Here is a 23,618-nt window from a genome sequence, read left to right on the forward strand (position 1 = left end):
GGCGACTCGCCCCGGAGCCCCCATCCAGGCACCATCACCACCGGCACGGAGCCGAGCCCGCCGAGGGCTCCGCGTTCGGCCGGGGCGTGTCCCCGTCGCCGCGCTTCCCGGAGATCGAGGAGCGCGTGCTCGCGTACTGGAAGGCGGACGACACCTTCCAGGAGTCGATCCGGCAGCGCGAGGGAGCGCCGGAGTGGGTCTTCTACGACGGCCCGCCGTTCGCCAACGGCCTGCCGCACTACGGGCACCTCCTCACCGGCTACGCCAAGGACGTCTTCCCCCGCTTCGAGACGATGCGCGGACGCCAGGTGCACCGCCGCTTCGGCTGGGACACCCACGGCCTGCCCGCCGAGCTCGAGGCGGAGCGGCAGCTCGGCATCACCGACAAGTCCCAGATCGAGGAGATGGGCGTCGCGGCCTTCAACGCCGCCGCGAAGGAGTCGGTGCTGCGCTACACCGGGGAGTGGCAGGACTACGTCACCCGCCAGGCGCGCTGGGTCGACTTCGACGACGACTACAAGACGCTCGACCCCACCTTCATGGAGTCGGTGATCTGGGCGTTCAAGCAGCTCTACGACAAGGGCCTCGCCTACGAGGGCCACCGCGTGCTGCCGTACTGCTGGCGCGACCAGACGCCGCTCTCGAACCACGAGCTGCGGATGGACGACGACGTCTACAAGATGCGCCAGGACCAGACGGTCACCGTCACCTTCCCGCTGGTCGGCGAGACGGCGGAGGCGCTCCAGCTGACGGCGGTCCGCGCTCTCGCGTGGACGACGACGCCGTGGACGCTGCCGACGAACCTCGCGCTCGCCGTCGGGCCCGACATCGAGTACGCGGTCGTCCCCGCCGGCCCGAACGGCGCGGCCGACGGCAGGGGCGAGCCCGAGGAGCGCGAGCTCTCGGCCGAGTACCTGCTCGCCATCGACCAGGTCGGCGCCTACGCGAAGGACCTCGGCTATCCGGACGCGGAGTCGGCCCTGGCCGCCGTCTCGCGCACCCACCGCGGCTCCGAGCTCGAGGGGATCAGCTACGACCGCCTCTGGGACCACTACGCGGACACCGAGGCCTGGGGCACGCAGAACGCGTGGCGCATCCTCGTCGCCGACTACGTGACCACCAGCGAGGGCACCGGCATCGTGCACCAGGCGCCCGCCTACGGCGAGGACGACCAGAAGGTCTGCGAGGCGGCGGGCATCCCCGTCATCATCTCGGTCGACGACGGCGGCCGCTTCCTGCCGCAGATCAGCGAGGTCGCCGGTCTCCAGGTCTTCGACGCGAACAAGCCCCTCACGCAGCTCCTGCGCGCGGACCACCGGCTGCTCCGCCAGGCGAGCTACGAGCACTCGTACCCGCACTGCTGGCGCTGCCGCAATCCGCTGATCTACAAGGCGGTCTCGAGCTGGTTCGTCCGCGTCACCGCGATCCGCGACCGCATGGAGGAGCTCAACCAGGAGATCACCTGGGTCCCCGAGAACGTCAAGGACGGCCAGTTCGGCAAGTGGCTCTCGGGCGCGCGCGACTGGTCCATCAGCCGCAACCGCTACTTCGGCTCGCCGATCCCGGTGTGGAAGAGCGACGACCCGGAGTACCCGCGGATCGACGTCTACGGCTCGCTGGACGAGCTGGAGCGCGACTTCGGCGTGCGCCCGGACGACCTGCACCGGCCGTTCATCGACGAGCTGACCCGCCCGAACCCCGACGACCCGACCGGGCGCTCGACGATGCGCCGGATCAGCGACGTCCTCGACGTCTGGTTCGACTCCGGATCGATGCCCTTCGCCCAGGTGCACTACCCGTTCGAGAACGCGGACTGGTTCGACACCCACAACCCGGCGGACTTCATCGTCGAGTACATCGGGCAGACACGCGGCTGGTTCTACACGCTGCACGTGCTCTCCACCGCGCTCTTCGACCGCCCGGCGTTCCGCAACGTGGTCAGCCACGGCATCGTGCTGGGCAACGACGGGCAGAAGATGTCCAAGTCGCTGCGCAACTACCCGGACGTGGCCGAGGTCTTCGACCGCGACGGCTCCGACGCCATGCGCTGGTTCCTGATGTCGAGCCCGGTCCTCCGGGGCGGCAACCTCGTCGTGACGGAGGAGGGCATCCGCGAGGGCGTCCGCCAGGTGCTGCTGCCGCTGTGGAGCACCTGGTACTTCTTCTCCCTCTACGCCAACGCCTCGGCGGGCGGCGGCTACGAGGCGACCAGGCGCACCGGCTCCGAGGACGTCCTCGACCGCTACCTGCTGGCCAAGACCCGCGATCTGGTCGAGACCGTGACCGGCTGGCTCGAGGCGCTGGACTCCACGCTCGCGGCCGCCGCGCTCCGCGACTTCAGCGACGTGCTCACGAACTGGTACGTGCGCCGCTCCCGCGACCGCTTCTGGCAGGGCGTCGACGAGGACGGCCGCGGATCGGAGGCGTTCGACACGCTCTACACGGTCCTCGAGACCGTGTGCCGCGTCGCCGCCCCGCTCCTGCCTCTCGTCACGGAGCAGATCTGGCAGGGCCTGACCGGCGGCCGCAGCGTCCACCTCACCGACTGGCCGGAGGCGGACGAGTTCCCCGCCGACCCGGCGCTCGTGCACGCGATGGACGCGGTCCGCGGCATCTCGTCCACCGCGCTCTCCCTCCGCAAGCAGGCCGGGCTCCGCGTCCGCCTGCCGCTCGCGCGCCTGACCGTGGTGGTCGCCGACGCCGCCGAGCTCGCGCCGTTCGAGGCGATCCTCCGCGACGAGCTGAACGTGAAGGAGGTGTCGCTGGTGCCGCTGGTCGACTCCAGCGCCGCCGACTACGGCGTCACCTCCCGTCTCGCGGTCAACGCGCGCGCCGCCGGGCCCCGGCTCGGCAAGGGCGTGCAGACCGTGATCAGGGCCGCCAAGGCCGGCGACTGGAGCGAGACGGACGGCGTCGTCACCGCCGGCGGCGTCGAGCTGGTCGAGGGCGAGTACGAGCTCACGCTCGAGGTCGGCGGCTCGGCCGGCGACGACCGCGCCATCGCCCTGCTCCCGCGCGGGGGCTTCGTGCTCCTCGACACGGCGACCACCCCCGAGCTCGAAGCGGAGGGGCTCGCCCGCGACCTCATCCGCGCGGTGCAGGACGCCCGCAAGGCGGCCGGGTTCGAGGTCAGCGACCGGATCGTCCTGGAGGTCGTGCTCGACGAGCCGAGCCTGCAGGCGCTCGAGCCGCACGCGCTCTGGATCGCGGAGGAGACCCTCGCGACCGGATGCGCGTTCACTCCGCTCACCACGGCTCTCGAGGGCGGCGAGGGCGCGATCGCCTTCGGCCCCGCGGGCACCGCCATCATCCGCGTCGAGAAGGTCGAGGCCGCCGATGTCTGATCCGTTCGAGCCGGACGACGCCGACCGCGCGGCCGCCGACGCCGTCTACGCCGCGCTGCTGGAGCGCCTGGGCGAGGCGAGCGTCCGCCCGCGCCTCGCTCCGACCCGGCGCGCCGTCGAGATCCTCGGCGACCCGCAGCGCGCCTACCCGGTGATCCAGATCGCCGGAACCAACGGCAAGACCTCGACCAGCCGGATGATCGAGAGCCTGCTGCGCGCCCACGGGCTGCGGGTGGGCCTGTTCACCAGTCCGCACCTCGAGCGCTTCAACGAGCGCATCGTCATCGACGGAGAGCCGATCTCGGACCGGAGCCTCGCCGACAACTGGCAGGACGTCGAGCCGTACCTGCGGATGACCGACGCCGAGCTGGCCGAGCAGGGCGAGGCGCCGCTGTCCTTCTTCGAGGCGATCACCGTCCTGGCCTACGCGGCCTTCGCCGACGCGCCGGTCGATGTGGCCGTCGTCGAGGTGGGGATGGGCGGCGAGTGGGACTCGACGAACGTCGCCGACGCGCAGGTCGCCGTCTTCACGCCGATCGCCCTCGACCACACCGACCGCCTCGGCTCGACGATCGAGGAGATCGCGCGCACCAAGTCGGGCATCGTCAAGCCGCTCGCCTCGGTGGTCTCCGCGAGGCAGGTCCCGGAGGCGGAGGCGGTGCTGCGGCACGCGGCCGAGGCCACCGAGTCGACGATCGTCGTCGAGGGGGCGGAGTTCGACGTCGAGTCGACGACCGTCGCCGTCGGCGGCCAGGTCGTCACCGTCCGGGGACTCGTCACCACGTACGAGCAGCTGCTGCTGCCGTTCTTCGGCGACCACCAGGCCGAGAACGCCGCCGTGGCCGTCGCCGCGGTCGAGACGTTCCTGGGAGGCGGGACGCAGGAGCTCACCGGCGACGTCCTCGACGAGGGCTTCGCCGCCGCGACCTCCCCGGGCCGCCTGCAGCTCGTCGGACTCGCTCCGCGCACCGTCGTCGACGCGGCGCACAACCCGCACGGGGCCGCGTCCCTCGCCGCCGCTCTCGGCCGCTACTTCGACTTCGACCGCGTGACGGCCGTCCTCGGCGTGCTGGCCGAGAAGGACGCCGAGGGGATCCTCCGGGAGCTCCGCCCCGTGGTGGACGAGCTGATCGTGACCACGGCGCCGAGCGATCGGGCGATGCCCGCCGAGGAGCTCGCCGCGCTCGCCCGCACCGTGTTCCCGGAGGAGGCGGTCCGCGTCGCCGACGACCCGCTGGGTGCTCTCACGGCCGGCCGCGTCCTCGCGGCGCGCACCGACAAGGGCGCTCTGCTGGTCACGGGCTCGATCACCCTCGTCGGCCGCACGATCACCGCGGCCCGCGACGAGAACTGGCTGGGCGCGTGAGGGCCGGACGCCCGCGGCGCTCGCGGACCGTCCGGGAGAGCCTCGGCTCGATCGTGCTCGGCTTCGAGGCGGTCATCGTCTTCCTCGCCACCCTGGTGGCCTTCGGGCTGAAGGCGGCCGACCCCGTGGTCGTGCTGGTCGGGGGAGCGGTGGTCTGCCTCGCGCTCGTCGCCACTCTGGGCCTGCTGAACCGGCCGGTCGGCTTCCGCATCGGCTGGGTGCTCCAGTTCGTTATCGTGGCCTCGGGCCTGCTGGTCCCGATCATGTACGTGATCGGCGCCGCCTTCGTGGCGCTGTGGACGTACTGCATGGTGACCGGCACCCGCCTCGACGCTCAGACGCGCCGGGCGGCGGAGCCCACCGACCCCACCGAAGGAGACCGCTGAACCATGGCCACCCAGGAGACCCTCGTCCTCGTCAAGCCCGACGGCGTCGCCCGCAACCTCACCGGCGAGATCCTCCGCCGCATCGAGGCGAAGGGCTACTCCCTCGTCGACGTGAAGCTCGTCGAGGCCGACCGCGAGCTGCTCGCCGCCCACTACGCCGAGCACGAGGGCAAGCCCTTCTACGAGCCGCTCGTCGAGTTCATGGAGAGCGGCCCGATCATCGCCCTGCGCATCGCGGGCGACCGCGTGATCGAGGGCTTCCGCGCCCTCGCCGGCACCACCGACCCGACCACGGCCGCTCCCGGCACCATCCGCGGCGACCTCGGCCGCGACTGGGGCCTCAAGGTCCAGCAGAACCTCGTGCACGGGTCCGACTCCGAGGAGTCGGCCGCGCGCGAGCTCGGCCTCTGGTTCGCCTGAGCCGCTCGGCCGCCTGCCTCTGACGACGTCCGTCAGAGGTAGGCGAGCACGTTCAGCCTCACCTGCGCGATCACCGCGATCAGCAGGTAGCAGAGCAGCGTGATGAACGGGACCCAGCCGTAGGCGGCACCGGCGAAGCGGCGCACTCCGGCGCGGACGGGGAACACGCCCTCACGGAGGTTGCGGAGCGTCACCAGCCAGAAGCCCGGGATGACGACGGCCCAGGTGAGCATGCACCAGGGGCAGAGCGTTCCGAGCGCGAAGACGCTCGTCGCGATGAGCCAGCCCACGAACACCAGGGCCAGCAGGAAGCCGACGTTGAAGGCCGCCCAGAACCACCGGTCGAACCGGGCGCCCGCGAGCAGGCCCAGCCCCACCACGATCGGCGCGATCCAGGCCGCCAGGCCGATGAGGGGGTTCGGGAAGCCGAAGACCGCGCCCTGCGCCGAGTTCAGGTTCGCACTGCACTGCACGAGCAGGCTGAAGTCGCAGCCGAGGCCCGCATCGGGGTTCTCGAGAGCGGCGAACTTGTCGTTCGTGAGGGCGAAGGCGGCGGTCCAGCCGATCACGCCGAGGACGATCAGCAGGACGGCGAAGAGGACGGGGCGCTGCTGCATGGGGGCGTCGCGCACCCCGGGATCGCTGGACACCGGGGGATTATGGCACGCGCCGGATCGGCGCCTCTGGGAATGCGTGCGATAATCGGAGCCGTCGGTCCGGGGGACCCCGCATCGACGCGAAGAAGGTTTACCGGGCGAGCACCGGGCCACAGGAGATCGACAGCGTTCCGCGAATGGACGCGCCGGATCTCCGCTCCGCCGGGAGTCGACCGCAGGTCGCACCGCGGAGGAGCGCGTGTCGGATAGTCAGTTCCGAGAGTGCAGCTGCAACCGGAGTCCCGCGCCACGAGCGCGACGGGACCGGGGGAGCGGAAGGATTCGCGGCGGGCCGAGGCCCCTCGCACGAGAGAAGCATCCGGGAAGACGACGCGGCGGACGACCCGGCCGAGGAGTGCACCAGGAATGGTGGAAGACAACAGTACGAGCGGATCCGATCCGGACCGCGACGGGCCCCGCAGCGGGGCCAGGAAGATCAGCCGCCTCTTCGGTGGCCGCCGGGCGAGCCGGCGGACCGAGTCGAGCGCGCCAGCGACAGGGGAGACGATCATCGACAGCAACGAGACCGACCAGACCGGAGCCGAGGGCACCGAGCTGCCCGAGACCGGGAGCGCCGCGGAGGCGGCCGAGCCGTCGACGTCGACGGGCGCGGTGTTCTTCAACGCCCTCCCGCAGACCCCGGGCGCCGACCAGGAGGAGCCGCGACGGCCCGCACTGCCGAGCCCGTCGCTGCTGTTCCAGGCGCCGGTCCTGCCCGACTACGTCGAGCTGGCTCCGCTGCCTCCCCGCGGTGCGCCGCTGGGCGTCCAGGACGAGCGCGAGAGCCCGGCCGAGGAGCAGGGCTCCGTCCGCCGCCGCTCGCGCCGCCGCAGCGGCGAGAGCGAGAGGTCCGGCTCCGACGACCCCGAGAACACCGTCGTCCGGGTCCGCCAGCCGCGCGAGCAGCGCGAGGCCCGCGAGCCCGAGCTCATCACCGAGCCGCAGCGCATCAAGGGCTCGACCCGCCTCGAGGCCAAGAAGCAGCGCCGCCGCGACGGCCGCGACGCCGGCCGGCGCCGCACGGTCGTCACCGAGTCCGAGTTCCTCGCCCGCCGGGAGGCCGTCGACCGCGTCATGGTCGTCCGCTCGAAGGAGGACAGCATCCGCATCGGCGTGCTCGAGGACGGCGTCCTCGCCGAGCACTACGTCGCCCGCTCGCAGGAGGCGTCGCTCATCGGCAACGTCTACCTCGGCCGCGTGCAGAACGTCCTCCCGAGCATGGAGGCCGCCTTCGTCGACATCGGACGCGGGCGCAACGCCGTGCTCTACTCCGGCGAGGTCGACTGGGACGCCGCGAACAACGCCGGCGGCCCCCGCCGGATCGAGCTCGCGCTCAAGCCCGGCGACCGGGTCCTCGTCCAGGTCACGAAGGACCCCGTCGGCCACAAGGGCGCCCGTCTCACGAGCCAGATCTCGCTCCCCGGCCGCTACCTCGTCTACGTGCCCAACGGCTCGATGAACGGCATCTCGCGGAAGCTCCCGGACACCGAGCGCGCCCGCCTGAAGAAGATCCTCAAGGAGGTGCTGCCCGAGAACGTGGGCGTCATCGTCCGGACCGCGGCCGAGGGCGCCACGGAGGAGCAGCTGACCGTCGACGTCGAGCGCCTGACCGCGCAGTGGACGGCTCTCAGCGCGAAGGCCGCGACCGGGCAGGCTCCCGCTCTCCTGCACAGCGAGCCGGACCTGCTGATCAAGATCGTCCGCGACGTCTTCAACGAGGACTTCGAGAAGATGGTCATCGCCGGCGACGACGCCCGCGAGACCATCGAGCTCTACCTCAGTCAGGTCGCACCCGATCTGCTCGAGCGCGTCGAGGTCTACACGGGTGAGAAGGACGCGTTCGACGAGTTCCGCATCACGGAGCAGATCGAGAAGGCGCTGGAGCGCAAGGTGTGGCTGCCCAGCGGCGGCTCGCTCGTGATCGACCGCACCGAGGCGATGACGGTGGTCGACGTCAACACCGGCAAGTTCGTCGGCTCGGGCGGGAACCTCGAGGAGACGGTCACGAAGAACAACCTGGAGGCGGCCGAGGAGATCGTCCGCCAGCTGCGCCTGCGCGACATCGGCGGCATCATCGTCGTCGACTTCATCGACATGGTGCTCGAGTCCAACCGCGACCTCGTGCTCCGCCGCCTGGTCGAGTGCCTGAGCCGCGACCGGACGAAGCACCAGGTCGCCGAGGTCACCTCGCTCGGCCTCGTGCAGATGACCCGCAAGAAGCTGGGCCTGGGACTGCTCGAGACCTTCAGCGAGAACTGCGAGATCTGCGCCGGACGCGGCGTCATCGTCCACCACGACCCCGTGCTCAAGCACCGGTCGACCGCCGCTCCGCAGCAGGAGCAGCGCCGCCGGGGCAAGGGCGGCGAGCAGCAGCCCGCCGCCTCCGGGCGCTCGAACGGCGGGCAGAACGGGCAGGGCGCGTCGGCGACCAAGCCGGTCAGCACCCACGCCATCACGGACGACGCGAAGAACGCGCTCGCGCAGATCGCCGCCAGCACCATCCACCCCCAGGCCGTGCGCCAGGCGGCGGAGGAGGCGGCCGCGCTGGTTGAGGACGCCGCCGAGACCGTCGAGGCCATGGCGCCGGAGGAGTCCGCCACGGCACCCGAGGAGCAGCCGTCCGCGCCGAGCCGTCGCGGCGAGCGTCCCGCCCGGGGCGAGCGCCGTCGTCGCAGCCGCGACCGCGAGCCGCGCCAGGAGGCCGCCGAGACGGCGGCCGTCGAGCCGGCTCCCGTCGAGACCCCGGTCGAGAAGGAGATCGAGCCGGCCGCTGCCGCGCCGATCCTCGACATCCCGATCGCGCCGGTCACGCCTCCGCGCCGCGTCCGCAGCGAGGTCGCCGAGCACCTGCTCGACTCCGTGCTCGACGCTCTGCCGGCTCCGAAGCAGCCCGGCCAGGGCCGTGCGAAGAGCCGGCGCGTCACGACGGCCGCGCTCACCGGAGTCGCGGTCATCCCCGAGCAGACCCCGCGCCGCGCCGACCAGTAGCGCGACCCGGTGTCAGGAGGGCCCGGTGCCCGGCGAGAGCCGGCGCCGGGCCCTCTCGGCGTCCCGGTCGCGCCCGCGGACGCGGAGCCCGCTCCGCCTCAGCCGCTCGACCAGCTCCCGCGCGCCGACGGGGACCGCGCCCGCGGCGACGAGCTCGTCGATCCGCTCCTCGGGCACGTCGTAGTGGTCCAGGTCGAAGCCGCGCTCGGGCACGCCGAGGCGGCGCGCGAAGTCGTGGAGCTCCTCGAGCGAGACGTCGCTCACGAGGTGCGCCCACAGTCGGCCGTGCGCCGGCCAGCGCGCGGCGTCGACGAGGATGGCCATTCCCCGATCGTAGGCGGCGCGCCGTCCGTCCACGCGCCTCCTCCTCGACTATCGTGACGGGGTCGCCGGTCGGGCGGACACGGCTTCGCAGTCGTGTGCGTTTGACCGTGGAGCGCGGATCCCGTACTCTTGACCGTTGGTGTGGCGCGATCCATGTGCTCACGCAGATTTCCGTTGTCGCTCCGCCCCTCACGGGGCGCGGGCCGCGGTGCCGGTTCCCTCGTGTCGTGAGGAGACGGGTACGAACCGGAAGACCGGGGCTCAGCCCCGTCCCTACAAGCCCCGGACGAGGCCTCCGCTCCGTCCAGACGAGAAACAGGTACGAGAAGTGGTTTACGCAGTTGTGCGCGCCGGCGGTCGGCAGGAGAAGGTCGAGGTCGGCACCATCGTGACGATGGACCGCGTCAAGGCCGACGAGAACGGCACCGTGCAGCTTCCTGCCGTGCTGCTCGTCGACGGTGAGTCGATCACCTCGGACGCGGCGACCCTCGCGGGCGTCACCGTCACCGCCGAGGTGCTCGAGGACCTCCGTGGTCCGAAGATCATCATCCAGAAGTTCAAGAACAAGACCGGTTACAAGAAGCGCCAGGGGCACCGTCAGGACCTCACGCGCGTCAAGGTCACTGGCATCAAGTAGTCCTGCAAAGGAATTGAGCTGACCTGCGGAGCGAGCCATCGCCCTGCAGGGCAACAGCACGGGGCTGCGGCCCCCCGGTCTCGAGGAGATGAGAAATGGCACACAAGAAGGGCGCGAGCTCCACTCGCAACGGTCGCGACTCGAACGCGCAGCGTCTCGGCGTCAAGCGCTTCGGCGGCCAGGTCGTGAACGCGGGCGAGATCATCGTCCGCCAGCGCGGCACGCACTTCCACCCCGGCGCGAACGTCGGACGCGGTGGCGACGACACCCTGTTCGCCCTCTCGGCGGGCGCTGTCGAGTTCGGCAGCAAGGGCGGCCGCAAGGTCGTCAACATCGTGGCGGCCGCCCAGTAGGGTCGACCTCCTCGGCCGCACAGGCACAGGACGCAAGGGGCGGGCTTCGGCTCGCCCCTTGCGCGTTTACCGGGGCATAGCCCCCCGGCGCCGGCATCCCGGCGCCGCACGCACTCACGGACGGATTCACACCATGGTCACCTTCGTCGACAACGTCACGCTGCATCTGCGTGCCGGCCACGGCGGCAACGGCTGCGTCTCCGTCCGTCGCGAGAAGTTCAAGCCGCTCGCCGGCCCCGACGGCGGCAACGGCGGGCACGGGGGCGACATCGTCCTCGTCGCCGACCCGCAGACGACGACGCTGCTCGCCTACCACCGCCACCCGCACCGCAGCTCCGAGAACGGCGGTCCCGGCATGGGCGACCACCGCGCGGGCGGGAACGGCGAGCTCATGGAGCTCCCCGTCCCGGTCGGCACGGTCGTCAAGTCGCCGGACGGCGACCAGCTGATCGACATGGACGAGCCCGGCCTCCGGTTCGTCATCGCTCCGGGCGGGCAGGGCGGGCTCGGGAACGCCTCTCTCGCCACCACGAAGCGCAAGGCGCCCGGCTTCGCGCTGCTCGGCACGCCGGGCTGGGAGGGCGACGTCGTCCTCGAGCTGAAGACCGTCGCGGACGTCGCGCTCGTCGGATTCCCTTCGGCGGGCAAGTCGAGCCTCGTCGCGGCGATCTCGGCGGCCAAGCCGAAGATCGCGGACTACCCGTTCACGACCCTCGCGCCCAACCTCGGCGTCGTGCAGGCGGGGGAGTCGCGGTTCACCGTCGCCGACGTGCCCGGTCTCATCGAGGGCGCGAGCGAGGGCAAGGGCCTGGGCCTGGAGTTCCTCCGCCATGTCGAGCGCTGCACCGCGCTCGTCCACGTGCTCGACTGCGCCACGCTCGAGCCCGGCCGCGACCCGCTGACCGACCTCGACATCATCCTCGGCGAGCTGGCGGCGTACCCCGTCGGCGACGGACAGGTGCCGCTGATCGAGCGCCCGCAGCTGATCGCGCTCAACAAGGTCGACGTGCCCGAGGCCCAGGAGCTGGCCGACTTCGTCCGGGCCGACCTCGAGGGCCGCGGCTACCGCGTCTTCGAGATCTCGACGGTCAGCCACTCGGGACTCCGCCAGCTGACGTTCGCCCTCGCCGAGATCGTCGAGAAGCACCGCCTCGAGCTCGCCGCTGTGCCGCGGGTGGAGCGCATCACCATCCGCCCCCGCGCCGTGGACGAGAAGGACTTCGAGATCCGGGTCGAGGGCGGCTCGTACGGCAACGTCTACCGGGTCCTGGGCACCAAGCCCGTGCGCTGGGTGGCGCAGACCGACTTCACGAACGACGAGGCCGTCGGCTTCCTCGCCGACCGCCTGGCCAAGCTCGGAGTCGAGAACGGCCTCTTCTCGGCCGGAGCGGTCGCCGGCTCCACCGTCGTCATCGGCCCCGGCGACGGCGTCGTCTTCGACTGGGAGCCGACCCTCACCTCGACGGCCGAGCTCATCACCGCGCCCCGCGGAACGGACCTCCGCCTCGAGGACAACCGGCGCAAGACCCGCAACGAGCGTCGCGAGGACTACTTCGAGCGGATGGACGCCAAGGCCGAGGCGCGCGCGGAGCTCGAGCGCGAGCGCCAGGGTGGCGTCTGGCGCGTCGCCGACGAGGGCGACGGCACGGAGGCCGGCGAGGAGAGCTGACTCCCGCCGCCGGGGTCGTCTGCCTCTACACTGGCCGGATGCCGCAGACGACCCCCGACAGCAGTGCGCTGACCGAGCGGTTCGCCGCCTCCCGCGTCGCGTCGCGCTCCCTCCGCAGTGCGACCACCGACCTCAAGAACCGGGCTCTGCTCGCCATCGCCGACGCGGTGCGCTCGAGCGCCGAGCGCGTCGTCCCGGCGAACGAGCTCGACCTCCAGCGGGGCCGCGAGAGCGGGATGAGCGCGGGCCTGCAGGACCGCCTCCGCCTCGATGCGGCGCGCCTGGGGTCCCTCGCCGACGCCGTCGTCGCGGTCGTCGGGCTCACCGATCCGGTCGGGCAGACGGTGCGGGGATCGAACCTGCCCAACGGCGCCTCCCTCACCCAGGTGCGGGTCCCGTTCGGCGTGGTCGGAGCGATCTACGAGGCGCGCCCGAACGTCACCATCGACATCGCGGCGCTCGCCCTCAAGAGCGGGAACGCCGTGATCCTGCGCGGAGGCTCGGCCGCGGAGAACACGAACCGCGTCCTGGTGGAGCTGCTGCAGGAGGCCGTCGCCTCCGTCGGGCTGCCCGCCGAGCTGGTGCAGACGGTCGACGACCACGGCCGCGAGGGCGCGAAGGCCCTCATGCGAGCGCGCGGCTACGTCGACGTCCTGGTGCCGCGGGGGAGCGCGGGCCTCATCGAGTCGGTCGTGACCGAGTCGACGGTCCCTGTGATCGAGACGGGCGCCGGAGTCGTCCACGTCTTCCTCGACGCCAGTGCCGACGAGCAGTGGGCCGTGGACATCGTCCACAACGCCAAGGTGCAGCGTCCGAGCACCTGCAACGCCCTCGAGACCCTCCTCGTCCACCGTGACGCCGCCGAGCGCCTCCTCTCGCCCGTCCTCGGTCGGCTCGCGGAAGCGGGAGTGACCGTGCACGGCGACGAGCGCGTCGCGGCGCTCTGGCCCGACGCGGTGCCCGCCACCGATGAGGACTGGTCCGCGGAGTACTACTCGCTCGACGTCGCCGTCGCGATCGTCGACGACCTCGACGCCGCGATGGCCCACATCGACCGGTACTCCACCCACCACACCGAGTCGATCGTGACGAACGACCTCCGGAGCGCCGAGCGCTTCCTCGCCGAGGTCGACTCCGCGGTCGTGATGGTCAACGCCTCCACCCGCTTCACCGACGGCGGGGAGTTCGGGTTCGGCGCCGAGGTCGGCATCTCGACGCAGAAGCTGCACGCTCGGGGCCCCATGGGTCTTCCCGAGCTGACCAGCACGAAGTGGCTGCTGCGCGGCGCGGGACAGGTCCGCGCCTAGCGCCCGGACCGGCGATCCGGCGTCGAGCGGCGTCCGGGTAGACTCGTCGGAGCCCCGCCGGGGCGACCACGACCTCCAAGGAGCACTGCATGTCCCTCGCGATGACCGTCCTCGCCGAAGCAGCGGCCCACACGGAGCTGCCGTTCCCCCCGATCGTCTTCGGCCTGATCGCCGCCGTCGCCTTCACGGCCCTCGGCTTCGTCACCTGGAGCTACCGCGACGTGGCGAACCGCCACTCGCACAAGACCGGCGCCGGCTCCCACGACCAGCACGGTCACGGACACTAGGCGGGGAGCCCAGCGATCGTGACGTCCGCCGCGAGCGGAGGCCCGCGGCGTCCGCGCATCGGCGTGATGGGCGGCACCTTCGACCCGATCCACCACGGTCACCTGGTCGCCGCCTCCGAGGTGGCCCAGTCGTTCGACCTGGACGAGGTCGTCTTCGTGCCCACCGGCCAGCCGTGGCACAAGAAGACGGTGACCTCCGCCGAGCACCGGTACCTGATGACGGTGATCGCGACGGCGTCGAACCCGCGCTTCACCGTCAGCCGAGTCGACGTGGACCGCATCGGCACGACCTACACGATCGACACTTTGCGCGACATCCACGCCGCGCACCCCGACGCCGAGCTGTTCTTCATCACCGGCGCGGACGCGGTCGCTCAGATCCTGAGCTGGAAGGACTATGACGAGCTGTGGGAGCTGGCCCACTTCGTCGCCGTCAGCCGGCCGGGGCACGTCCTCAACGTTTCGGGATTGCCGGCCCAGGACGTATCCTTGTTGGAGATTCCGGCACTGGCGATCTCCTCGACCGACTGTCGGAGCCGCGTCAACCGGGGTCATCCGGTCTGGTACCTGGTTCCCGACGGTGTCGTCCAGTACATCTCGAAGCACCACCTGTATCGGAGCACGTCATGACAGTTCAGCCCGAGGAGAAGCCGCTCACCCGGCGCGAGATCCGCGAGCGCGAGAGGCGCGAGGCCGGTGCGGCCACGACTGCCGCCGTTCCGACGACGTCCCGCCGAGCTGCCACCGCGACCGCCACCACCGCCGGCGACATGCCGGTGTTGACCCCCACCCAGGCCCTGCGGATCACCCCCGTCGAGCCGAGCCCCGCGAGCGAGCCCGACCTGCGCACCTCCTCGATGGAGATCGTCGCCACCGAGAACGCCACGGGCCGCCAGCTGACCCGTCGGGAGCTGCGCGCACTGCTGGCGCAGCAGCAGGCGGAGAAGGTCGCCGCCGCACCGGAGGCGGAGCCGCCCGCCGACGAGGAGCGGTCCGACGACGAGCGCTCCGACGACGTCGAGGGCGCCCTCGAGCGCGCCTCGGCGCTCCCGCCGACCGGGGCGGTCCCCGTGATCGAGGCGGCCGACGAGTCCCGTGATGCGGAGCCGGTGCCCGAGGGCGCAGCGGAGCAGGAGCCGGAGGGCGACGAGGACGTCGTCACCGAGGACGCCCCCGAGGCGTCCGAGGAGGAGGCGGACGAGTCCGCCACCGATGCGACCGCGGACGCCGACGCGGCCGAGGTGCACGAGGCCGAGATCGAGAGCTCCTCCTCCGACGACGAGACGCCGTCCGCGGACGCCTCCGACGAGCGGGACGCGGACGACGAGCAGCCGACGGCCGGCGAGCAGCCCGAGCAGCCGCACCTGAACACCGCGCTCTTCGCGTCGGTGGGCGGATCCCTCGACATCGCCGACGAGAAGGCCACCGAGATCACCGGGAGCTTCGAGCCGCCGATCGAGCACCTCGCCATCACCGAGGAACTCGACAGCAAGTCGAAGGAGGAGGTGGACGCCTCGTTTGACTCCCTCATCGCGAGCGGAGTCGCCGCTACCGGTGCCGTCACCACCACCAACGCGCTGATCCTGCCGACCACGGGCCCCGGCGCGACAGTCGGCACGGACACGGGGGAGATCCTCGTCACCGGCTCGTTCGACCTCCCGCGCAGCCTCGGCTCCACGGGCCAGCACCCGAACCTCTACGACTCGCCCGATGTGGACCGCTACGTCGACCGCATCGACCGCGAGCAGCCCGTCGGCGAGTCCGAGCCGGTCCGGGCGTCCAGCGCCGTCTCCACCCACGCCGCCGGCACCTCGATGATCGCGCCGCAGAAGCGCGCCGGCGTGAGCGTCCCGGTGGTCCTCGCGATCACCGCGGCCGTCCTGCTGGTCGGCGCGATCGCGCTGTTCATCGGCGGCTTCGTGCTCAACATCTTCTGATCTCCACCACCGACACTGAAGGCTTCATGACTGCGACCGATTCCGCCCGCGCCCTGCTCCAGCTCGCGGCCACCGCCGCCGACTCCAAGGGCGGTGAGGACCTCGTCGCCCTCGACGTCTCGGGGCCGCTGCCGCTGGTCGACATCTTCCTCCTCGCCACCGGCCGCTCCGAGCGCAACGTGGTCGCGATCGCGAACGAGGTGGAGGACCGCCTGAACGACTCCGGCGCCAAGCTGCTGCGCCGCGAGGGCCGTGCGGAGGGCCGCTGGATCCTCCTCGACTTCGGCGACCTCGTCGTGCACGTCTTCCACGAGGAGGACCGCATGTACTACTCGCTCGAGCGCCTCTGGAAGGACTGCCCGACGGTGCCGTTCACCCTCGAGCAGCCCGTCGCCGTCGACTCGTCGACGTCCTCGAACTGACGAACACGCCCGGCGACAGCGCTCGATTTCACTTCACGCGAATCGTGTTGTAGTTTATTCGAGTTGCTTCCGCCGGGCGGAGACAGCGAAAGACAGTACGAAGCAAGACAGAACAAAACACGGGTCCGTGGCGCAGCTGGTAGCGCACCTGCATGGCATGCAGGGGGTCAGGGGTTCGAATCCCCTCGGATCCACCGAACAGGTCCGCGCTCCTCCGGGAGTGCGGACCTTCGTCGTTCACGGCGCTACAGGGTCTGGCGCCGTCCTGTCCGGCTCAGGCCGGTCATGACCGTACCCGCCCGGCCGCCGGGTCCCCCTGCTGGTCACGCACGCGTCGGCCCGACCGGCTCCACATGGCCGCCGCATCCGGCGAGGAATCCGGAGAGCTCGCCCCAGGCGTCCTCCCCGATCGTGGTGTTCGGGCGCCGTGCGAGATCGGCCAGAGCGTCCGTCAGCTCGTCGACTCCCGTCACGATCCTCGTCCGTGCCGCTCCCGTGCCCTGCCATCCGGGCGCGTACGTCCTGACGTCGGGGTGGCTGTAGAGCACGGCTGTCTCGAACCACGGCGTGGGCAGACCGTTCAGGGCCAGGTGCTCCTTGAGCCTCGCGGCCTGGATCCGGACCTGCCGGGCGGGGACGTGCTGCTCGACATGCGTGCGCACCGTCCACCGCGACACCGTCCCCGGTGCGATCTGAACCGCGAAGGCCTCGGGCAGGGCGTCCTCGTCGAGGAGGACGCCGTAGGAGGGGTGGACAGTACCGGGTCGCACGCCGTCGAAGACGACCCCCTGCCAGTACTTGGCCTCGATGATGAGCGCGCCGTGCCGGGTGAGCAGCAGATGGTCGATCTGCGCGAGGAAGCGGCGCGTCGTGCGCGCGTCGACCGGTACGAAGACGACGTTCGTGGCGAGGACGCCGGACAGCCCCGCCGAGGCGCACGCCTCCCGGATCAGGGTGTGCGAGACGGCCTCGCTGCTCCAGGTCCTGGCGAGCGCGTCACGGGTCTGCTCGACCTCCTCCTGCGCCGTCTCGAGCTCGTTCCGACTGAGGTCGCGCTCGGCGTCGCGCGCGCGCGTCAGTGCCTTGAGCGCCGCCTCGTGGCTCCGGTCGCGCTCGGCGATCGTGCGCTGGTGCTCCTCCGCGGCCTCCTCCGCGGCCTGCTCCGCCGCCGCTCTCGCCGCAGTGCGCCGTCGGCGGCCGGTGACGACCGTGATGAGGAGGGCCAGGAGCAGGGCGGCCTCGACGGCCCAGGGCAGGTACTCGTTCATGGTCCCCAGGCAAGCACGGACCACCGACCGTGCGCCGCCACGGCTCCTGATCGCGCCGTTCGGCGGACCGGCCGCGGTGCGCTCGCTCGTGCCCTGTCCGGACGTCTTCGTCGGCGTCCGCCTGCGCGCGCGGTGGAGACGCCGACCCTGCGCCGGCCGATCGCGCAGGCGGAGCCCTACCGCCGCCTGGCGGACGCGATGCGCGACCAGCACGAGGTCCGGCTGACCGGCGTCGAGGGCACGCTGCTGGGCTTCGTCGGCCCGCAGCCGTTCCAGGGGATCAGCGTCGCCGGCCTGCACACGCACGTCGTCGACACCACCGGAGGGATCGGCGGCCACGTGCTCGCCGCCTCCGGAGTCGCGGGCCTGCTCGAGATCGAGCAGTACGGCGGCATCACCCTCCTCCTGCTGGAGTCGGACGACCACCCGCGAGCCGACCTGGACGCGGCGGCCGACGCCGGGATCCGCGCCGTGGAGACCGACCACCCGCCCTGAGCGGCCCTACCCTGGACGCATGCCCTCACTGCGCGACGTCCACGCCGTCATCGACCGTCTCTGGCCCGAGGCGGCCGCCGAGAGCTGGGACGCGCCCGGCCTGGTCACCGGCGACCCCGACGCCGCGGTGGAGCGGATCCTGCTCACGGTCGACGTGGTCTCCGACACCGTCGCGGAGGCCGTCGACGGCGGATACCAGCTCTTGGTCGCGCACCACCCGCTGCTGCTGCGCGGCGTCACCTCGATCGCCGAGGACGGCTACAAGGGCCGCCTGCTCGCGGACCTCGTCCGGGGCGGCTGCGCACTGATCTCGGCCCACACGAACGCCGACATCGTCGCGGACGGCGTCTCGGACGTGATCGCGACCCGCCTCGGCCTGACCGGCACGACTCCGATCGTCCCGGGCGCCGACCCGTCGGTCGGGCTCGGCCGGGTGGGCGATCTGCCCGAGGAGGTGACGCTCGGACGCCTGGCCGGAGCCGTGGCCGAGCTCCTGCCGGCCACCGCAGGGGGAGTGCGGGTCGCGGGCGCCTACGAGACACCCGTGCGCCGCGTGTCGCTCTGCGGGGGAGCGGGGGACTCCCTCCTGGACGCCCCCGCCGTCCGCACGAGCGACGTCTTCATCACCGCCGACCTCCGGCACCACCCGGCCTCCGAGGCGCGCGAGAAGGCCCTGCACGGCACCGGCCCCGCCCTCATCGACGTCTCGCACTGGGCGAGCGAGTGGCTGTGGCTCGACGTCGCCGCGACCGCGCTGCGGGAGGCCCTGCCCACGGTCACCGTCGAGGTGAGCGAGACCCGCACCGACCCGTGGGATTTCGCGATCGTGCACTGACCCGCCGCGGGCACGGGAGAATGGACGCGGCGCGCCCGTACTGCGCGCCGGGAACGAGGACCGCCACGTGAAAGCCAGCCCCGCACACCAGCGCGAACTCCTGACTCTGGCGAGTCTGGACACGAGGGGCGCGCAGCTGCGCCACGCCCTCGCGACGCTCCCGCAGATCGCGCGGATCCAGGCGATGCAGGCCCGCGACAACGAGACCCGCCGCTCCCTCGCCGAGCGCACAGGGCGCCTCGAGGACGTGCGCACCGAGCTCGGGCGCATCGAGTCCGACGTCAGCGTGGTCGAGAAGCGGCTCACCCGCGATCGCGACCGCCTGCAGACCGCATCCGCGGCCAAGGACATCGCCGCGCTCGAGAGCGAGATCACCTCCCTCGTGAAGCGACGGGGAGACCTCGAGGACATCGAGCTGACCCTGATGGAGCGGATCGAGGGCATCGAGTCCGAGGTCGCCGCGGCTCAGGCCGAGCGCGACGAGGTCGTCGCCTCGCTCGGGACCCTCGCCGAGGAGCGCGACGCGCAGGCCGAGAAGCTCCGCGACAAGCAGGAGGCGCTCGCCCGGGACCGGGCGGACCTGGTGACGACCCTTCCGGAGGACCTGGTCGAGCTGTACGAGAAGCAGCGCGCCCGCTACGGAGTCGGCGCGGCCCTCCTCCGCGGGAAGGTGTCGGAGGGGAGCGGCGTGGCCCTCACCGAGTCGGACCTCTCCTGGATCCGCGCCTCCGCTCCCGACGAGGTCGTCCTCTGCCCCGACAGCGGCTGCATCCTGGTGCGCGGCGAGGAGTCCACCCTCGCCTGAGCCTTACACTGGACGGGCGAACGGGCCGGCAAGACGGTCGCGTCACCGCGGCGAGAGCCGTGGTGCCGAGGAACGTCCGGGCTCCGCAGAGCAGGGCGGTGGGCAACACCCACCCGGGGAGACCCGCGAGACAGTGCCACAGAGAACAGACCGCCGTCGGCTCCGGCCGGCGGTAAGGGTGAAACGGTGGTGTAAGAGACCACCAGGGGCCGGAGTGATCCGGTCCGCTCGGTAAACCTCGCCCGGAGCAAGGTCAGACAGAGGACGATGCGGCTGCTCGTCGGGTCCTCGGGTAGACCGCTGGAGGGTCACGGCGACGTGGCTCCGAGAGAGATGGCCGTCCAGCGCCCGCCGAGAGGCGCGGCGTGAACAGAACCCGGCGTATCAGCCGACCCCTTCGCCACGAGATGCCCCGCCCCGGCGGGGCATCTCGCGTCTCCGCCGGTTTCTTCGCGCTCCCGCCCGCAGTCAGCGCGACGGCCTGCGGGGGCGGTTCCCGGGTCTCGATACACCCTTGCGCGGCTACTCGTCAAGACTGGCGCAGTCCATCTCTCGCGCTGCCTCCTGCGGACGACGCGGCGCAGCACGACGTCCGGCAGGCGACGGTCCCGGAGGACGGTCCTGAGACGCCGCTGCGGATCGACCCCGAGGACCAGGTGCCCCCGCCCCCGTCCTGGCTCACCGCGACCGCTGAACCCTGAAAGTCTGATCACGTCCGTCCGCCGTGGCGCCACGCACCAGGCGAACCGGCGAAACGCGTGCCAGCGTTTCGCCGTAGCCGTCCGCACCCCGCTCCCCGGATCGCGTCACCTCCCGAGGCCGACCGCGCCTCGGCGGGCGGGGACCGCCGAGGAAAAAGACTCAGCCCCGCCCTGCGAGTGCGGCCGCGCCGAGGATGCCGGCGTTGTTGCGGAGCGCCGCCGGGATGATCGGGGTGCGCAGGTCGAGCAGCGGGAGGAACTCGTCGTGGTGCTTGGAGATGCCGCCGCCGACGATGAAGAGATCGGGCCAGAGCAGCGCCTCGAGGTGGGAGTAGTAGCGCTGCAGGCGCTTCGCCCAGTGCTTGTAGTCGAGGTCGTCGCGCTCCTTGGCGGCGAACGAGGCCTTCTTCTCGTAGTCGCCGCCGTGGATCTCGAGGTGGCCGAGCTCGGCGTTGGGGATGAGGATCCCGTCGTGGATCTGCGCCGTCCCGATGCCGGTGCCGAGGGTGGTCATGATGACCAGGCCCTTCTTGTCCTTCGCCGCTCCGAAGCGCGACTCGGCGTAGCCCGCCGCGTCGGCGTCGTTGACGAAGAAGATGTTCCTGCCGATCGCGTCCTCGAAGAGCTTCTCGGCCTCGAGGCCGATCCACTCGTCCGACACGTTCGCCGCCGACATCGTCCGTCCGTGGACGACGACGGCGGGGAAGCAGATGCCGACCGGGGTGTCCGAGGGCAGGTCCGGGATCTTCTCGAGGATCTGCTGGACGGTGGCGACGATGTCCTTCGGCGTGCCTCCCGGGGGAGTGGCGAGCTTCATCCGGTCGCTGAGCAGGGTGCCCGCGGCCAGGTCCACCGAGGCCCCCTTGATGCCCGTTCCCCCGATGTCGATCCCGATGGCGGTCGCCGCAGCAGTCATAGCGGCCATGCTAGCGAAGGGCGGGGGTGCGGACCGACGCGGGCTGCGGCGTAGGATCGCGGCATGGCTGACGGCGACGCGAACTCCTGGTGGTACAACCTCAAGGCCGGCACGGTGGAGCAGGGATTCGTGTCCCCCTCCGTCGACCGGGTGGGACCCTTCTCCTCTCGCGAGGAGGCGGAGCACGCCCTCGAGCGGCTGCACGAGAACAGCCGCAAGTGGGCCGAGGAGGACGCCGCCGAGGACCGCTGACCGCGGCTACTCGTAGCTGTGCTCGGCGCCGGGGTAGGCGCCGGACTCCACGTCGTCCCGGTACGCGGTGACCGCTCCGGTGAGCACGCCGCGCAGATCCGCGTACTGCTTCACGAAGCGGGGGATGCGGCCGGTGGTGAATCCGGCGAAGTCCGTCCACACGAGCAGCTGTCCGTCGACGTGCGGTCCCGCTCCGACTCCGATCGTCGGGATGCGCAGCTCCTCCGTCACCTGATGTGCCGCGTCCGCGGGCACCATCTCGAGGACGACGGCGAACGCCCCGGCCTCCTGGACGGCGCGCGCGTCGGCGAGCAGCTGCTCGATGCCCTCGCCGCGCCCCTGGACCATGTGACCGCCGAGCCCGTGCTCGCTCTGCGGCGTGAAGCCGATGTGCGCCATCACGGGGATGCCCGCCTCGACGATGCGCCGGATCTGCTCGGCGGAGCGGACTCCGCCCTCGAGCTTCACCGCGTGCGCGTGCGTCTCCTTCATGAAGCGGAACGCCGTGTGCAGCGCGTCGTCGGCACCCGACTCGTAGGAGCCGAAGGGCATGTCGGCGACGACGAAGGCGCGCTCGACGGCTCCGGCGACGGCGCGCGCCAGCGGGATGAGCTCGTCGACGGTGACGGGCAGAGTGGTGTCGTAGCCGAGCACCGTGTTGCCGGCGGAGTCGCCCACGAGGAGGAAGTCGATCCCGGCGTCGTCGAAGATCTTCGCCGTCAGCTGGTCGTAGCTGGTCAGCCCGGTGATGCGGACACCGGAGTCCTTCGCGTTCTGGAAGTGGCGGGTTCGAACGCGTTTCACGGGCTGCGCTGACATGGGCGCCAGTCTACGGCGCGCCTCGGGCGCCCCGCGGGCCCCGGTCGGAGGCAGTAGCCTGAGGGTCGAAACAGGAGGGGTCTGGATGGACAAGCAACGGGACTTCGTTCTTCGCACCATTGAAGAGCGAGGGATCAAATTCGTTCGCCTCTGGTTCACCGACGTCGTCGGCACGCTGAAGTCGGTCGCGATCGCGCCGGCCGAGGTGGAGGGCGCGTTCGCGGAGGGGCTCGGCTTCGACGGCTCCGCCATCGAGGGCCTCACCCGCTCCTTCGAGGCCGACGTCCTCGCGCATCCGGACCCGTCGACCTTCCAGATCCTCCCGTGGCGCGGAGAGATCGACCCGACGGCGCGGATGTTCTGCGACATCACGACGCCCGACGGCCAGCCCGCCGTCGCCGACCCGCGCAACGTGCTCAAGCGCACGCTGGCGAAGGCGGCCGAGCGCGGGTTCACCTTCTACACGCACCCCGAGATCGAGTTCTACCTCCTCAAGTCGTCGTCCTTCGGCGCCGAGGGTCCGGAGCCGGTCGACTCCGCCGGGTACTTCGACAACGTCCCCGGAGGCACGGCGCACGACTTCCGCCGCCGCTCCGTGCGCATGCTGGAGGATCTGGGCATCTCGGTCGAGTTCAGCCACCACGAGGCGGGCCCCGGCCAGAACGAGATCGACCTCCGCTACGCGGACGCGCTCACCACGGCCGACAACATCATGACCTTCCGCACCGTGATCAAGGAGGTGGCGATCGAGCAGGGCGTCTACGCGACGTTCATGCCGAAGCCGCTCTCCGGGCACCCCGGCTCGGGCATGCACACGCATCTCTCGCTCTTCGAGGGCGACGTGAACGTGTTCTACGAGCAGGGCGCCCAGTACCAGCTCTCGAAGCTCGGCCGTCAGTTCATCGCGGGCCTGCTCAAGCACGCCCCCGAGATCACCGCCGTGACGAACCAGTTCGTCAACTCCTACAAGCGGCTCTGGGGCGGCGACGAGGCGCCCAGCTACGTCTCGTGGGGCCACAACAACCGGTCCGCCCTCGTGCGCGTTCCGCTCTACAAGCCCAACAAGGGGCAGTCGTCGCGCATCGAGTACCGGGCGCTGGACTCCGCGGCGAACCCCTACCTGGCGTACTCGCTGCTCCTGGCGGCCGGGCTCAAGGGCATCGAGGAGGGCTACGAGCTCCCGGCCGAGGCCGAGGACAACGTGTGGGCCCTCTCGGACGCGGAGCGCCGGGCGCTCGGCTACGGCGCTCTGCCCGCCAGCCTCGACCGCGCCATCTCGCTGATGGAGGAGTCCGAGCTCGTGGCCGAGACGCTGGGCGAGCAGGTGTTCAACTTCGTGCTGCTCAACAAGCGGAAGGATTGGGCCGAGTACCGCGCCCAGGTCACGCCGTACGAGCTGCGCAGCAATCTCGAGATGCTCTGACGCCTCGG

General features: G+C 71.5%; 23 protein-coding genes, 1 tRNA gene and 1 other RNA gene. 20 read left to right on the plus strand and 5 right to left on the minus strand.

Translation table 11 applies throughout. The features are described from left to right. The first annotated feature begins 86 nt into the window (after positions 1-86). From ileS to ndk, 4 genes are read left to right on the plus strand one after another with little or no spacing between them, the layout of a single operon-like run. Positions 87-3,344, plus strand: coding sequence for an isoleucine--tRNA ligase (gene ileS / locus C5D09_RS14660; protein ID WP_104269633.1), 3,258 nt, complete (start codon positions 87-89; stop codon positions 3,342-3,344). Next, positions 3,337-4,710, plus strand: coding sequence for a folylpolyglutamate synthase/dihydrofolate synthase family protein (locus C5D09_RS14665; RefSeq protein WP_104223687.1), 1,374 nt, complete (start codon positions 3,337-3,339; stop codon positions 4,708-4,710). The genes ileS and C5D09_RS14665 overlap by 8 nt, the downstream gene beginning before the upstream one ends. Further along, positions 4,707-5,096 (plus strand): DUF4233 domain-containing protein, encoded by a 390-nt coding sequence (locus C5D09_RS14670; RefSeq protein WP_104262805.1) that lies wholly within the window; start codon positions 4,707-4,709, stop codon positions 5,094-5,096. The genes C5D09_RS14665 and C5D09_RS14670 overlap by 4 nt, the downstream gene beginning before the upstream one ends. 3 nt (positions 5,097-5,099) lie before the next feature. Continuing rightward, entirely contained in the window at positions 5,100-5,516 is a 417-nt protein-coding gene (gene ndk / locus C5D09_RS14675) for a nucleoside-diphosphate kinase (RefSeq protein ID WP_104267223.1), read from the plus strand. 32 nt (positions 5,517-5,548) lie between these two features. Here ndk and C5D09_RS14680 read toward each other — a convergent pair whose 3' ends face one another. Continuing rightward, on the minus strand, positions 5,549-6,166 hold the full coding sequence (locus C5D09_RS14680; protein ID WP_374953285.1) for a vitamin K epoxide reductase family protein: 618 nt from the start codon (positions 6,164-6,166) through the stop codon (positions 5,549-5,551). A gap of 372 nt (positions 6,167-6,538) precedes the next feature. Here C5D09_RS14680 and C5D09_RS14685 point away from each other — a divergent pair, with 372 nt between their 5' ends. Further along, positions 6,539-9,160 carry an Rne/Rng family ribonuclease gene (locus C5D09_RS14685; RefSeq protein ID WP_104269634.1) on the plus strand — a complete coding sequence of 874 codons (2,622 nt, stop codon included), beginning with the start codon at positions 6,539-6,541 and terminating at the stop codon, positions 9,158-9,160. Positions 9,161-9,172: 12 nt separating this feature from the next. Here C5D09_RS14685 and C5D09_RS14690 read toward each other — a convergent pair whose 3' ends face one another. Next, positions 9,173-9,484, minus strand: coding sequence for a DUF4031 domain-containing protein (locus C5D09_RS14690; protein WP_104226718.1), 312 nt, complete (start codon positions 9,482-9,484; stop codon positions 9,173-9,175). A 328-nt stretch (positions 9,485-9,812) separates the two neighbouring features. Here C5D09_RS14690 and rplU point away from each other — a divergent pair, with 328 nt between their 5' ends. The 9 genes from rplU (at position 9,813) to C5D09_RS14735 (ending at position 16,290) form a co-directional block, all read left to right on the plus strand. Next, positions 9,813-10,121: a 50S ribosomal protein L21 gene (rplU, locus tag C5D09_RS14695; protein WP_104223682.1), complete on the plus strand. Its 309-nt coding sequence runs from the start codon at positions 9,813-9,815 to the stop codon at positions 10,119-10,121. Between the two features lie 95 nt (positions 10,122-10,216). Beyond that, entirely contained in the window at positions 10,217-10,474 is a 258-nt protein-coding gene (gene rpmA, locus C5D09_RS14700) for a 50S ribosomal protein L27 (RefSeq protein WP_068209107.1), read from the plus strand. A 133-nt stretch (positions 10,475-10,607) separates the two neighbouring features. Beyond that, a complete protein-coding gene (gene obgE, locus C5D09_RS14705) occupies positions 10,608-12,143 on the plus strand; it encodes a GTPase ObgE (RefSeq protein ID WP_104223681.1) in 1,536 nt (511 codons plus the stop codon). A 38-nt stretch (positions 12,144-12,181) separates the two neighbouring features. Then, positions 12,182-13,450, plus strand: a complete 1,269-nt coding sequence (locus C5D09_RS14710; protein WP_104269635.1) for a glutamate-5-semialdehyde dehydrogenase — start codon at positions 12,182-12,184, stop codon at positions 13,448-13,450. Positions 13,451-13,539: 89 nt separating this feature from the next. Further along, the gene (locus C5D09_RS14715) at positions 13,540-13,737 is read left to right on the plus strand and encodes a hypothetical protein (protein ID WP_104247267.1); all 198 of its coding nucleotides are present in this window, start codon (positions 13,540-13,542) and stop codon (positions 13,735-13,737) included. Between the two features lie 18 nt (positions 13,738-13,755). After that, positions 13,756-14,367 carry a nicotinate-nucleotide adenylyltransferase gene (nadD, locus tag C5D09_RS14720; RefSeq protein WP_104223678.1) on the plus strand — a complete coding sequence of 204 codons (612 nt, stop codon included), beginning with the start codon at positions 13,756-13,758 and terminating at the stop codon, positions 14,365-14,367. Next, positions 14,364-15,674, plus strand: a complete 1,311-nt coding sequence (locus C5D09_RS14725; protein WP_104223677.1) for a hypothetical protein — start codon at positions 14,364-14,366, stop codon at positions 15,672-15,674. The genes nadD and C5D09_RS14725 overlap by 4 nt, the downstream gene beginning before the upstream one ends. A gap of 26 nt (positions 15,675-15,700) precedes the next feature. After that, on the plus strand, positions 15,701-16,096 hold the full coding sequence (gene rsfS, locus C5D09_RS14730) for a ribosome silencing factor (protein ID WP_104223676.1): 396 nt from the start codon (positions 15,701-15,703) through the stop codon (positions 16,094-16,096). A gap of 121 nt (positions 16,097-16,217) precedes the next feature. After that, a tRNA-Ala gene (locus C5D09_RS14735) sits at positions 16,218-16,290 on the plus strand. Between the two features lie 129 nt (positions 16,291-16,419). Here the strand turns inward: C5D09_RS14735 and C5D09_RS14740 are convergent. Beyond that, complete coding sequence (locus C5D09_RS14740) at positions 16,420-17,364, minus strand: nuclease-related domain-containing protein (RefSeq protein ID WP_181135060.1); 945 nt, start codon at positions 17,362-17,364, stop codon at positions 16,420-16,422. Between the two features lie 132 nt (positions 17,365-17,496). Between C5D09_RS14740 and C5D09_RS17605 the strand changes: the two genes are divergently transcribed. From C5D09_RS17605 to rnpB, 4 genes are all read left to right on the plus strand, one after another. Next, positions 17,497-17,859 (plus strand): acetolactate decarboxylase, encoded by a 363-nt coding sequence (locus tag C5D09_RS17605; RefSeq protein WP_181135061.1) that lies wholly within the window; start codon positions 17,497-17,499, stop codon positions 17,857-17,859. 19 nt (positions 17,860-17,878) lie between these two features. Next, positions 17,879-18,694 carry a Nif3-like dinuclear metal center hexameric protein gene (locus C5D09_RS14745; protein ID WP_104226714.1) on the plus strand — a complete coding sequence of 272 codons (816 nt, stop codon included), beginning with the start codon at positions 17,879-17,881 and terminating at the stop codon, positions 18,692-18,694. Positions 18,695-18,761: 67 nt separating this feature from the next. After that, positions 18,762-19,499 (plus strand): zinc ribbon domain-containing protein, encoded by a 738-nt coding sequence (locus C5D09_RS14750; RefSeq protein ID WP_104226713.1) that lies wholly within the window; start codon positions 18,762-18,764, stop codon positions 19,497-19,499. Between the two features lie 21 nt (positions 19,500-19,520). After that, an RNA gene (rnpB, locus tag C5D09_RS14755) (RNase P RNA component class A) lies at positions 19,521-19,899 on the plus strand. Positions 19,900-20,360: 461 nt separating this feature from the next. On the opposite strand, the gene ppgK is transcribed toward rnpB, so the two are convergent. Beyond that, complete coding sequence (ppgK, locus tag C5D09_RS14760; RefSeq protein ID WP_104223672.1) at positions 20,361-21,116, minus strand: polyphosphate--glucose phosphotransferase; 756 nt, start codon at positions 21,114-21,116, stop codon at positions 20,361-20,363. Between the two features lie 63 nt (positions 21,117-21,179). Between ppgK and C5D09_RS14765 the strand changes: the two genes are divergently transcribed. Further along, entirely contained in the window at positions 21,180-21,368 is a 189-nt protein-coding gene (locus tag C5D09_RS14765; protein ID WP_104223671.1) for an SPOR domain-containing protein, read from the plus strand. A gap of 6 nt (positions 21,369-21,374) precedes the next feature. Here the strand turns inward: C5D09_RS14765 and panB are convergent, their stop codons facing one another. Next, positions 21,375-22,187: a 3-methyl-2-oxobutanoate hydroxymethyltransferase gene (gene panB, locus C5D09_RS14770; protein ID WP_104247262.1), complete on the minus strand. Its 813-nt coding sequence runs from the start codon at positions 22,185-22,187 to the stop codon at positions 21,375-21,377. Positions 22,188-22,272: 85 nt separating this feature from the next. On the opposite strand from panB, the gene C5D09_RS14775 reads away from it, so the two are divergent. Then, the gene (locus C5D09_RS14775) at positions 22,273-23,610 is read left to right on the plus strand and encodes a glutamine synthetase family protein (protein WP_068253236.1); all 1,338 of its coding nucleotides are present in this window, start codon (positions 22,273-22,275) and stop codon (positions 23,608-23,610) included. The last annotated feature ends 8 nt before the right edge of the window (positions 23,611-23,618 follow it).

It is taken from the genome of Rathayibacter sp. AY1C9, from assembly GCF_002932315.1.
Classification (GTDB): domain Bacteria; phylum Actinomycetota; class Actinomycetes; order Actinomycetales; family Microbacteriaceae; genus Rathayibacter.

Bases quoted from the DNA above. Each gene is read 5' to 3' on its own strand.
- C5D09_RS14725 (WP_104223677.1), top strand. From the start codon at position 14,364: ATGACAGTTCAGCCCGAGGAGAAGCCGCTCACCCGGCGCGAGATCCGC.
- obgE (WP_104223681.1), top strand. From the start codon at position 10,608: ATGGTCACCTTCGTCGACAACGTCACGCTGCATCTGCGTGCCGGCCAC.
- C5D09_RS14665 (WP_104223687.1), top strand. From the start codon at position 3,337: ATGTCTGATCCGTTCGAGCCGGACGACGCCGACCGCGCGGCCGCCGAC.
- C5D09_RS14740 (WP_181135060.1), bottom strand. From the start codon at position 17,364: ATGAACGAGTACCTGCCCTGGGCCGTCGAGGCCGCCCTGCTCCTGGCC.
- C5D09_RS14715 (WP_104247267.1), top strand. From the start codon at position 13,540: ATGTCCCTCGCGATGACCGTCCTCGCCGAAGCAGCGGCCCACACGGAG.
- C5D09_RS14685 (WP_104269634.1), top strand. From the start codon at position 6,539: ATGGTGGAAGACAACAGTACGAGCGGATCCGATCCGGACCGCGACGGG.
- C5D09_RS14765 (WP_104223671.1), top strand. From the start codon at position 21,180: ATGGCTGACGGCGACGCGAACTCCTGGTGGTACAACCTCAAGGCCGGC.
- C5D09_RS14690 (WP_104226718.1), bottom strand. From the start codon at position 9,484: ATGGCCATCCTCGTCGACGCCGCGCGCTGGCCGGCGCACGGCCGACTG.
- C5D09_RS14710 (WP_104269635.1), top strand. From the start codon at position 12,182: ATGCCGCAGACGACCCCCGACAGCAGTGCGCTGACCGAGCGGTTCGCC.
- rpmA (WP_068209107.1), top strand. From the start codon at position 10,217: ATGGCACACAAGAAGGGCGCGAGCTCCACTCGCAACGGTCGCGACTCG.
- C5D09_RS14745 (WP_104226714.1), top strand. From the start codon at position 17,879: ATGCCCTCACTGCGCGACGTCCACGCCGTCATCGACCGTCTCTGGCCC.
- ndk (WP_104267223.1), top strand. From the start codon at position 5,100: ATGGCCACCCAGGAGACCCTCGTCCTCGTCAAGCCCGACGGCGTCGCC.
- panB (WP_104247262.1), bottom strand. From the start codon at position 22,187: ATGTCAGCGCAGCCCGTGAAACGCGTTCGAACCCGCCACTTCCAGAAC.
- rsfS (WP_104223676.1), top strand. From the start codon at position 15,701: ATGACTGCGACCGATTCCGCCCGCGCCCTGCTCCAGCTCGCGGCCACC.
- ppgK (WP_104223672.1), bottom strand. From the start codon at position 21,116: ATGACTGCTGCGGCGACCGCCATCGGGATCGACATCGGGGGAACGGGC.
- C5D09_RS14775 (WP_068253236.1), top strand. From the start codon at position 22,273: ATGGACAAGCAACGGGACTTCGTTCTTCGCACCATTGAAGAGCGAGGG.